The organism is Streptomyces sp. NPDC056480 (assembly GCF_042795405.1).
Classification (GTDB): domain Bacteria; phylum Actinomycetota; class Actinomycetes; order Streptomycetales; family Streptomycetaceae; genus Streptomyces.
In genome coordinates, this window is the sequence record NZ_JBHTSA010000021.1 from 84,747 (window position 1) to 93,760 (window position 9,014).

Annotated in this window: 7 protein-coding genes; 5 read left to right on the top strand and 2 right to left on the bottom strand. The window is 74.4% G+C overall.

The genetic code is table 11. The features are described 5' to 3' along the window. Nucleotides 1-30 precede the first annotated feature (30 nt). Nucleotides 31-1,458, bottom strand: coding sequence for a cation:dicarboxylate symporter family transporter (locus ACFQ79_RS12510; RefSeq protein WP_383582023.1), 1,428 nt, complete (start codon nt 1,456-1,458; stop codon nt 31-33). Between the two features lie 162 nt (nt 1,459-1,620). On the opposite strand from ACFQ79_RS12510, the gene ACFQ79_RS12515 reads away from it, so the two are divergent. The 5 genes from ACFQ79_RS12515 to ACFQ79_RS12535 all read left to right on the top strand — a co-directional run bounded on the left by ACFQ79_RS12515 (nt 1,621) and on the right by ACFQ79_RS12535 (nt 7,613). Further along, a complete protein-coding gene (locus ACFQ79_RS12515; protein ID WP_383582026.1) occupies nt 1,621-3,519 on the top strand; it encodes an ATP-binding protein in 1,899 nt (632 codons plus the stop codon). Continuing rightward, nucleotides 3,516-4,211, top strand: coding sequence for a response regulator (locus ACFQ79_RS12520; RefSeq protein ID WP_383582028.1), 696 nt, complete (start codon nt 3,516-3,518; stop codon nt 4,209-4,211). The genes ACFQ79_RS12515 and ACFQ79_RS12520 overlap by 4 nt, the downstream gene beginning before the upstream one ends. Nucleotides 4,212-4,389: 178 nt before the next feature. Then, nucleotides 4,390-5,001, top strand: a complete 612-nt coding sequence (locus ACFQ79_RS12525; protein ID WP_383582040.1) for a helix-turn-helix domain-containing protein — start codon at nt 4,390-4,392, stop codon at nt 4,999-5,001. Nucleotides 5,002-5,126: 125 nt separating this feature from the next. After that, nucleotides 5,127-5,867: a tyrosine-protein phosphatase gene (locus tag ACFQ79_RS12530; protein WP_383582031.1), complete on the top strand. Its 741-nt coding sequence runs from the start codon at nt 5,127-5,129 to the stop codon at nt 5,865-5,867. Between the two features lie 90 nt (nt 5,868-5,957). Next, nucleotides 5,958-7,613 carry a serine/threonine-protein kinase gene (locus ACFQ79_RS12535; protein ID WP_383582033.1) on the top strand — a complete coding sequence of 552 codons (1,656 nt, stop codon included), beginning with the start codon at nt 5,958-5,960 and terminating at the stop codon, nt 7,611-7,613. A gap of 52 nt (nt 7,614-7,665) precedes the next feature. On the opposite strand, the gene ACFQ79_RS12540 is transcribed toward ACFQ79_RS12535, so the two are convergent. Further along, the gene (locus tag ACFQ79_RS12540) at nt 7,666-8,856 is read right to left on the bottom strand and encodes a helix-turn-helix domain-containing protein (RefSeq protein ID WP_383582036.1); all 1,191 of its coding nucleotides are present in this window, start codon (nt 8,854-8,856) and stop codon (nt 7,666-7,668) included. Nucleotides 8,857-9,014 lie beyond the last annotated feature (158 nt).

A 9,014-nucleotide genomic window follows, 5' to 3' on the forward strand; every position in this document is an offset into this window, starting at 1 on the left:
AGCGGTCCCGCCCCACCCCACGGCCCGTCGTCAGACGCCCGCCCGTGCCTTCTCCTCCCCCTCCTCCGCCCGCTGGTCCGCCCGCTGGTCCGGGACTTCCGTGGGGGCCGGCGCGTGGTCGTCCACCAGCGTCTTCTCGTCGAACGGCACCCGCCCGGCCAGCACCTCGGCGACCCGCTCCTTGTCGATCTCCTTCGTCCACGTGCCGACGAGCACCGTCGCGACCGCGTTGCCCGCGAAGTTGGTCAGCGCGCGCGCCTCGCTCATGAAGCGGTCGATGCCGACGATCAGGCCGACCCCGTCGACCAGTTCGGGCCGGTGCGACTGGAGGCCGCCCGCGAGGGTGGCGAGACCGGCGCCGGTGACGCCCGCCGCGCCCTTCGAGGCGATGACCATGAAGACGAGGAGGGAGATCTGCTCACCGACGGAGAGCGGGTCGCCCATCGCCTCGGCCACGAAGAGCGAGGCCATCGTGAGGTAGATCGCGGTGCCGTCGAGGTTGAAGGAGTAGCCGGTCGGCACGGTGATGCCGACGACCGGCTTGCTGACGCCCAGGTGCTCCATCTTCGCGATGAGCCGGGGCAGCGCGGACTCGGACGAGGAGGTGGAGAGGATCAGCAGGAACTCGCGGCCCAGGTACTTGAGGAGGGTCCAGATGTTGAGCCCGGCGACCAGCCGGAGGAGCGTCCCGAGGACCACGAACACGAAGATCGCGCAGGTCAGATAGAAGCCGATCATGATGACGGCGAGGGACTTCAGTGCGTCGACGCCGGTCGCGCCGACGACGGCCGCGATCGCGCCGAACGCGCCGACCGGCGCGGCCCACATGATCATGCCGAGGATGCGGAAGACGAGCCGCTGGATGTGCCCGATCCCGCGCAGCACCGGTTCGCCCGCCGCGCCCATGGCCTGGAGCGCGAAGCCGGCGAGCAGCGCGACGAGGAGGGTCTGGAGGACCTCGCCCTCGGTGAAGGCGGAGACGATGGTCGTGGGGATGATCCCGAGGAGGAAGTCCGGTGTGGACTCGCTCGCGCCCTCGGCCTGCTTGGCGCCCGCCTCGGCCAGCTCCTTGGTGAGGTGCAGCCCGGAGCCGGGCTCCAGGAGGTTGCCGACGACGAGGCCGATCGCGAGTGCGACGGTCGACATGAGGAGGAAGTAGCCGAGGGCGAGACCGCCGACGGCGCCGACCTTCGCGGCCTTCCGGACCGATCCGACGCCGAGCACGATCGTGCAGAAGATGATCGGCGAGATCATCATCTTGATCAGGTTGACGAAGCCGGTCCCCAGCGGCTTCAGCTCGACGGCGACGCCGGGCGCCAGGAATCCGACCGCGATGCCGAGCACCACGGCTCCGATCACGGCCAGGTACAGATAGTGCGTACGGTCCCGTCTTGCGGCCACGGGGTCCTCCTCGTGCTGATGGGTGTCCACGTCCCGGTGGACTCCGAGAGCATCCATCAGCCTGTGACCGGGGTCACGGTTGCGTACGTTTCGTTCACGACCGAACCGTGCGGACAGGGCTGCGGACGGGGAGGGCGGCGGGCGGCCGGGGAGGGCGGCGAGGGAACGATTCGGGAACGCAATGCGTCGGCGCACCGTCCCACGTGCACACTTACCCGCATGCGTCTCCCCCTCCCCCACCCCCGCAGCCTGGCCGGCCAGCTCTTCGCGATGCAGGTCGTGCTCGTGGCCGTCGTCGTGGCCGGGTGCGCGGTCTTCGCATACGTCACGGACCGCGCGCAGGCCGAGGAGAACGCGCGGCGCCAGGCCACCGCGACCGCCGCGGCCGTCGCCGACTCCCCGTCCGTGGTCGCCGCGGCGCGGTCCGCCGACCCGACGGCGGTACTCCAGCCGTACGCCGAGGCGCTGCGCCGCCACGCGGGCGTGGCCTTCGTGGTGATCATGGCTCCGGACGGCACGCGCTGGACCCACCCCGAGCCGGAGCAGATCGGCCGGACGTACCTCGGACACATCGAGGAGGCGGCGGCGGGCCGGACGCACTCCGAGACCCACCTGGGGGTGCTCGGTCCTTCCGTACGGACGGTGGCGCCGGTCTTCGACGGCGGCGGCCGGGTCGTGGCGCTGGTCAGCGCGGGCATCACGATCGAGAAGATCAGCGAGCAGGTACGGGAGCAGGTCGCCGCGCTGCTCGGCATGGCGGGCGCGGCGCTCGCGCTCGGCGGGGCGGGCACGTACGTGATCAACGCCCGGCTGCGGCGGCACACCCACGGCATGAACGCGACGGAGCTGAGCCGGATGCACGACTACCACGAGGCCGCGCTGCACGCGGTCCGCGAGGGGCTCGTGATGCTCGACGGACGGCGGCGGATCGCGCTCATCAACGACGGGGCGCGGGAGCTGCTGGGCCTGGACGAGGGGGTCGTCGGCCGGCCGGCGGCGGAACTCGGCCTCCCCGCGACCCTGACCGGTGCGTTGCTGTCCTCGGAGCCGCGGGTCGACGAGACGCATCTGACGGCGGAACGGGTGCTGGTGGTCAACACCCGGCCGGTGGTGGGCGGGGAGCGGCGCGGCACGGTCGCCACGCTCCGGGACCGCACGGAACTCCAGGCGCTTTCGGGTGAGTTGGACTCGGAGCGGGGATTCACGGAGGCGCTCCGCTCGCAGGCCCACGAGGCGGCGAACCGGCTGCACACGGTCGTGTCGCTCATCGAACTGGGCCGGGTGGCGGAGGCGGTGGAGTTCGCGACGGCGGAGCTGGAGCTGGCCCAGGCGCTCACGGACCGGGTCGTGGACGCCGTCGGGGAGCCGGTGCTCGCGGCGCTGCTGCTCGGCAAGGCGGCGCAGGCGAACGAGCGGGGAGTGGAGCTGGTCCTGACGGAGGACAGCCGCATCGACGACGGTCTGGTGCCGGCGGCGCTGCCGTCCCGGGACCTGGTGACGATCCTCGGCAACCTCATCGACAACGCGGTGGAGGCGGCGGGCGGCACCCCGCACGCCCGCGTGACGGTCACGGTCGCGGCGCGCACGGGAGACGGCGAACTGCTCCTCCGGGTCGCCGACAACGGCCCCGGCGTCCGGCCGGCCGACCGCGACGCGGTCCTGGGCCGCGGCTGGACCACCCGGGGCCCGGGCCGAGGCCTGGGCCTGGCACTGGTGGGCCAGGCGGTGTCCCGCTCGGCGGGCACGCTGGAGGTGACGGACGCGGAGGGCGGCGGGGCGCGCTTCACGGTACGACTGCCGCTGCCGGCGCCGACGCAGGTGCGGGCGCCGCTGCCGCTGCCGCGAGAGGGCGCACCAGGCACGACGGCCCCACCCGGCACCGCCACGGGACCGGACACTCCCACCAAACCCGGCTCCACCACCGGACCGGACACCGCCCCCGGACCGGGGCGCGTCCCCGGACCCGGCACGGCCTCCGCGCAGGACACTCCCACCGGACCCGGCACCGCCACAGGACCGGACACCGTCCCCGGACCGGGCCGCATCGCCGGTCCCCCGTCCGGCGCCGCCACCGGACCCGGCGCGCCCGCCGGCGGCTCTTCCGAGGTGGTGTCGTGAGCGCGCTTCCCCTGCGGGTGCTCGTCGTCGAGGACGATCCCGTCGCCGCCGACGCCCACGCCCTCTACACCGGGCGCGTCGACGGGTTCACCGTCGTCGGTGTCGCCCACTCCCGGGCCGCCGCCGTGCGCCTGCTGGAGCGGACGCCCGTCGACCTGATCCTGCTCGACCTCTACCTGCCCGACGGCCACGGCCTCCAGCTGTTGCGCGCGCTGCGCGCCGCCGGGCACTCCGCCGACGTCATCGCCGTGACCTCCGCCCGCGACCTGGCCATCGTCCGGGAGGGCGTCTCGCTGGGCGTCGTCCAGTACGTCCTCAAGCCGTTCGCCTTCGCGACCCTGCGGGACCGGCTCGCCCGGTACGCCGAGTTCCGGGCGACCGCCGGCGAGGCCTCGGGGCAGGACGAGGTCGACCGGGCGCTCGCCACCCTCCGGGCCCCGCACCCCACCACCCTCCCCAAGGGCCTGAGCGCGCCCACCCTGGAGTCCGTCACCCGGACCCTCCGGTCCACCCCGGCCGGGCTCACCGCCGCCGAGGCCGGTGCGGCGGTCGGGATCTCACGGATCACCGCGCGCCGCTATCTTGAGCACCTGGTGACGGAGGGCCGGGCCGTGCGCGCCCCGCAGTACGGTCAGATCGGGCGGCCGGAGCTCCAGTACCGCTGGCTCGACGGCCCCGCGCGCGGTCACTGATCGTCTTCTCTGCCACCACCGGCGGTTACCGGTCGGTTCCCATGTTCCTACGACTTCTGATGTTTGGGGGAACGCACCGTAGCCCGCCGTCACCCTCCGCACCTACGTTGACCGGGTGCACCAACCCTCACCACCCTTCAACGCCCTGGCCGCGCGGCGCTTCCGCGAGGGTCTCGGCATGACCCCCGGTCACGTCGCGTACGGCCTGCGCGCGCAGTACGGCCTCTTCGTCACCCCCGACACCGTCGTCGCCTGGGAACGCGGCCGGGCCCTCCCCGGCGAACAGGAGCTCACCGCCCTCGCGGGCGTCCTGTGGTGTGCCCCCGCCGAGCTCATCGCCGCCGCCACCACGCTCCGCGAGCACCGGATGACGCGCGGCCTCGCCCCGGAGGAGCTGGCCCGGCGGATCGGCGTCGCGCCCCACGCGTACCAGCGCATGGAGGACGAGGGCCGCTGGCGCGGCACCGAACGCCAGACGGCCGCCCTCGCCGAGGTCCTCGGTCTCGGCCCGCGCGCCCTGATCACCGCCACCGGCGGCGACGAGCCCCTCGCGGAGCTGCTGCGGGACGCCGCCACCACCCACCGCTGGCAGGCCTACGTGAAACCGGCCGTGAAGATGCTGCCGCTGCCCAGGAAGACCCTGGAGTACGCGCTGCAGCGGCTGCACACCGAGTACCACGCCCGGATGGCGGCGACCAGCAGCTGGGGCGCTTCGGCCGGTACCGGCGACGAGGGCCGGGCCTATCTCGACGACATCACCGGGCACTTCTGGGCCGCCGTCGGCTCCTAGCGGACACCCGACCGGATCCCGGCCGCCACTCCGCCGCCGGAACCGCCGGAGCGCCGCCGGAACCGCCGAAGCCACCGGAGCCGCCGGAGCGCCGAATTCCGTATCCCGGCCCGTACATTGGCGCCGTGAGACGACACATACCCTTCGAACGACTCCACAACTTCCGTGACCTGGGCGGCTATCGGACCGCCGACGGCGGGACCGTGCGGTGGGAGACCCTCTACCGCTCCGACTCCCTCGCCAAGCTCACGGACGCCGACCCCACGGATCTGGAGCGCTTCCGCGCGCTCGACGTGACCACGGTGATCGACCTGCGCTACCCGTGGGAGATCGCCGCCAAGGGCCGCCTCCCGCAGACCGAGGGCATCTCCTGGCACAACCTCTCCATCGAGCACCGCCCCTACGACCAGGCGGAGATCGACCCGGACCTCGACCCCTGGCGCTACCTCGCCGACCGGTTCGCCGAGGTCGCCGAGGACGGCGCGGTGGAACTCCGTACGGCCCTGGAGGTCATCGCCTCCGCCGACGGCCCGCTCGTCTTCCACTGCGCGTCCGGGAAGGACCGTACGGGGCTGCTCGCCGCCGTCGTCCTCGCCCTCCTGGGCGTTCCGGACGAGGAGATCCTCGCGGACTTCGCGCTCACCGAGCTGGCCACGGAGCGGCTGGTCGCCGACTGGCGCGCCTCCCACCCCGGCCGCGAACTGCGCTGGCCCGGCTACGGCCGGGCGCCCGCCGACGTCATCCGGCTCTTCCTCGAGGACCTGCGCGCGCGGTACGGCTCCGTGGACGCCTACGTCACCGGCCACGTCGGGCTCGACCCGACAGTGGTGACGGCGCTCAGGGCCCGGCTGGTCGAGTCGCCCTGACGCCCGTCCCGGGCCGCCGGGATCAGTAGGATCTCGGCGGACGGACGGCGCTGCGGCGCCATGGGGGGCTTGTGCCGTGGGGGGCCTGGGATGAAACCGCTCGACGACTCCGAGCCGACCGAGGTCGGTCCGTACCGGCTGCTCGCGGAGCTCGGCCACGGCGGCATGGGCCGCGTGCTCCTGGGCGCGGCCCACGACGGCCGGCTCGCCGCCGTCAAGCAGGTGCACGCCCGGTTCGCGTCCGACGGGGACTTCCGGGCCCGCTTCCGCCGCGAGGTCGCCGCCTCCCGCAGGGTCTCCGGCGCCTACACGGCGGCCGTGATGGACGCCGACGCGGACGCCGCCCTCCCCTGGCTCGCCTCGGTGTTCGTGACCGGGCCCTCGCTGGGGGCGGCGGTGCGGGAGACCGGTCCGCTGCCCGAGGCCGCCGTACGCCGGCTCGCCCTGGGCCTGGCGACGGCGCTGACCGAGATCCACCGGGTGGGGCTGATCCACCGCGACCTCAAGCCCGAGAACGTCCTGCTCGCGGAGGACGGGGTCCGGGTCATCGACTTCGGCATCGCGCGGGCGGTGGAGCACCCGGGCGCCGCCGAGCCGACGCAGCTGACACAGACCGGCTGGGTCATCGGCTCGCCCCCGTTCATGTCGCCCGAGCAGGCGGAGAGCCGGGAACTCACCCCCGCGAGCGATGTGTTCTCGCTCGGTGCCGTCCTCGTCCTCGCGCTGACCGGGGCGTCCCCGTTCGCCGGCGCCTCGACCTTCCAGACGCTCGCCAACGTGGTGCAGGGCGTACCCGATCTGAGCGGGGTCCCGGCCGGGCTGCGCGGGATCGTCGAGGAGTGCCTCGCCAAGGACCCGGCCGCCCGGCCCACGCCGGCCCGGCTGATCGGGCTCCTCGGCCCGGTCCCGCCGGCCGCCCGCGTCTGGCCCCCGGCGGTCCACGCCCTGGTGGCGGACCAGCAGGCCCGTATCGGCGCGTTGCTGGGCGAGGCCCCGGCCGCCCCGGCCCCGGCCCCGGCCCCGACGGCCGTCGAACCTCCCCGCCGTCCGGACGTACCCGCGACAGCCGGTCGGTCGCCCGATCGACCGGCCGATCGGCCACCGGCTCAGCGGACGGCCCTGGCGACGGCGCACCTGCCGGGCCGGCCGCCCGCCCTGCCGGCCGACGGACCGGCCGCCCGGCCGAGGACCCGGAGAACCGTCGCGCTCGTCGCCGCCGGGCTGCTCGTCGTGGCGGGCACGGGTGTCGGCGGGTACCTCCTGCTGAGGAAGGACCCGGGCGCGGACAAGTACCGCACGCTGCCCGCGTGCCAGGACGTGAACCTCGGACTCTCCTCGTACGAGCGGAACCCTGAGCGGGACTTCTCCGTCGCCCACGCCGACGGCCCGGAGATCCGCTGCTCCTGGACCACCGGGAAGTCGAGCGGGGCGAAGGCCGAGAGCGCCGAGGTCTGGTGGAACCTCAAGACCCCCACGGCCAGGCTGGGCGAGGCGACGGACCGTCAGAAGACCGAGCACACTGCGCAGTCGGGCGGCGGCACCATGAACCCGGACGTCGGTGACGAGGCGTACTGGGCGGTCCCCGCGCAAGGCGAGGGAGACTGCGTCCTGCATGTGCGCGACAGCAATCTCACCCTGCGCGTCTCGGTCACCCTCAAGGCCGAGGGCGAGCCCGACACGAACTGCCGGCCGGAGGCCGTGACCATCGCCAGAAGCGCTCTCGGCGTCCCTGTCCTGAGTCCCTGACCCCTGCCCCCGCCCCTGCCCCCGGTGCGCTCCCGCACTCCCCCGCTCCCGCTCAGTCCCGCCGTTCGAAGGAGAAGAGCTGGCCGGCCGCGTCCGGCGTACAGGCGGCCTGGGCCAGCTTCGCCCAGGCCGCCGCGCGGTCGCCGACGACGGTGACGCAGGTGCCGGGGGTCGCGGAGCCGACCGGGACGATCCGGTAGCCGCGGACGGAGCCCCCGGGAGAGCCGTACGGCTCCAGGTCGAAGGCCTCGACCCGGCTGGCGTCCCCGCACTCGGAGTCCTCGTACGCGGAGTCGGGTATCCGGCCGCCGGAGGGTATCCCGGAGCAGCCGGGGCCGAAGTCGGGGTGGTAGGAGACGATCCTCCACCGGCCGGCCCCCACCGCGGCGAGGGAGTAGAGGGGGAAGTCCGGTTCGGCGCACGGGACTTGGTGGACCTGCCCGGTGCGGGTGCCGCGCCGCTCGGCGAGGCAGAAGTCGGTGCCGGTCACCCGGATGCGTACGTCTCCCACGGCGGGGGCCACCGCGGCGGCGGTGCGGGACGGCCGACCCGCGGGGCCGGTGCCGCCGTCGCGGAGGAGGGCGACGACGCTGACCGCGGCGAGGACGAGCCCCGCCACGGCGACGGCGGCGACGAGCGCACGTCGTATGCGGGACGAGGTGCCGGGAGGGTGGCCGGCCGCGGTGCCGGGACCGCCCTGCGACCGGGCGGCGGCCTCGGCCTCGTGCCCGGGCCAGGCGGGCGGCGGGCCGGCCGTCTCCGCCGTGTCGGAAGCCGCCGGTCCCGCCGCTTCGGGATCGGCAGGACCGGCAGGCACCCCCGCTCCCCCGTCCCCGACCCCGTCCCCGGCCCCGTCCCCGTCGGCGTCCGCGTCCGCGTCCGCGTCCGCGTCGGCGTCGGCATCGGTATCGGTATCCGCATCGGTGTCGACGTCCGCTTCGGCCGCCCCGTACGCCCCCCGTCCCGCCAGCTCCGTCCGTACCGTCCGCCACTCCGCCAGCTCGGCCGGCGTCACACCGCAGGCGCGGACGAAGGCGGTCAGGAGTTCCTCGCGGGGCAGGGTCGCGCGGGCCAGCATGTTCGCCACGGTGGACCGGGGCAGGACGTCCCCGCGTGACTCCGCCCGGGCCGAGAGCTCCCGGTAGGTCAGTCCCGACCAGTCCTTGAGGGCCTGGAGCCGTGCGAGGAACTCGGCGGGGGTGCGTGCCTCCCGTGGGTCAGGGGTGTGCCGCCCCGGTGTCATCCGCGCCTCTTCCCTTCGAGCGAGCCACCGAACTCCGCCGGACAGGGGTTGGGACATGTCCGGGACAAGCCCCAAGCCTTGTAGATCGCACGCTCCGGCTCAAGAGTGGAACCCGGCATTTCCAGGGGTGATGCCGGGCACAGCGGAGTGGCCCCGAC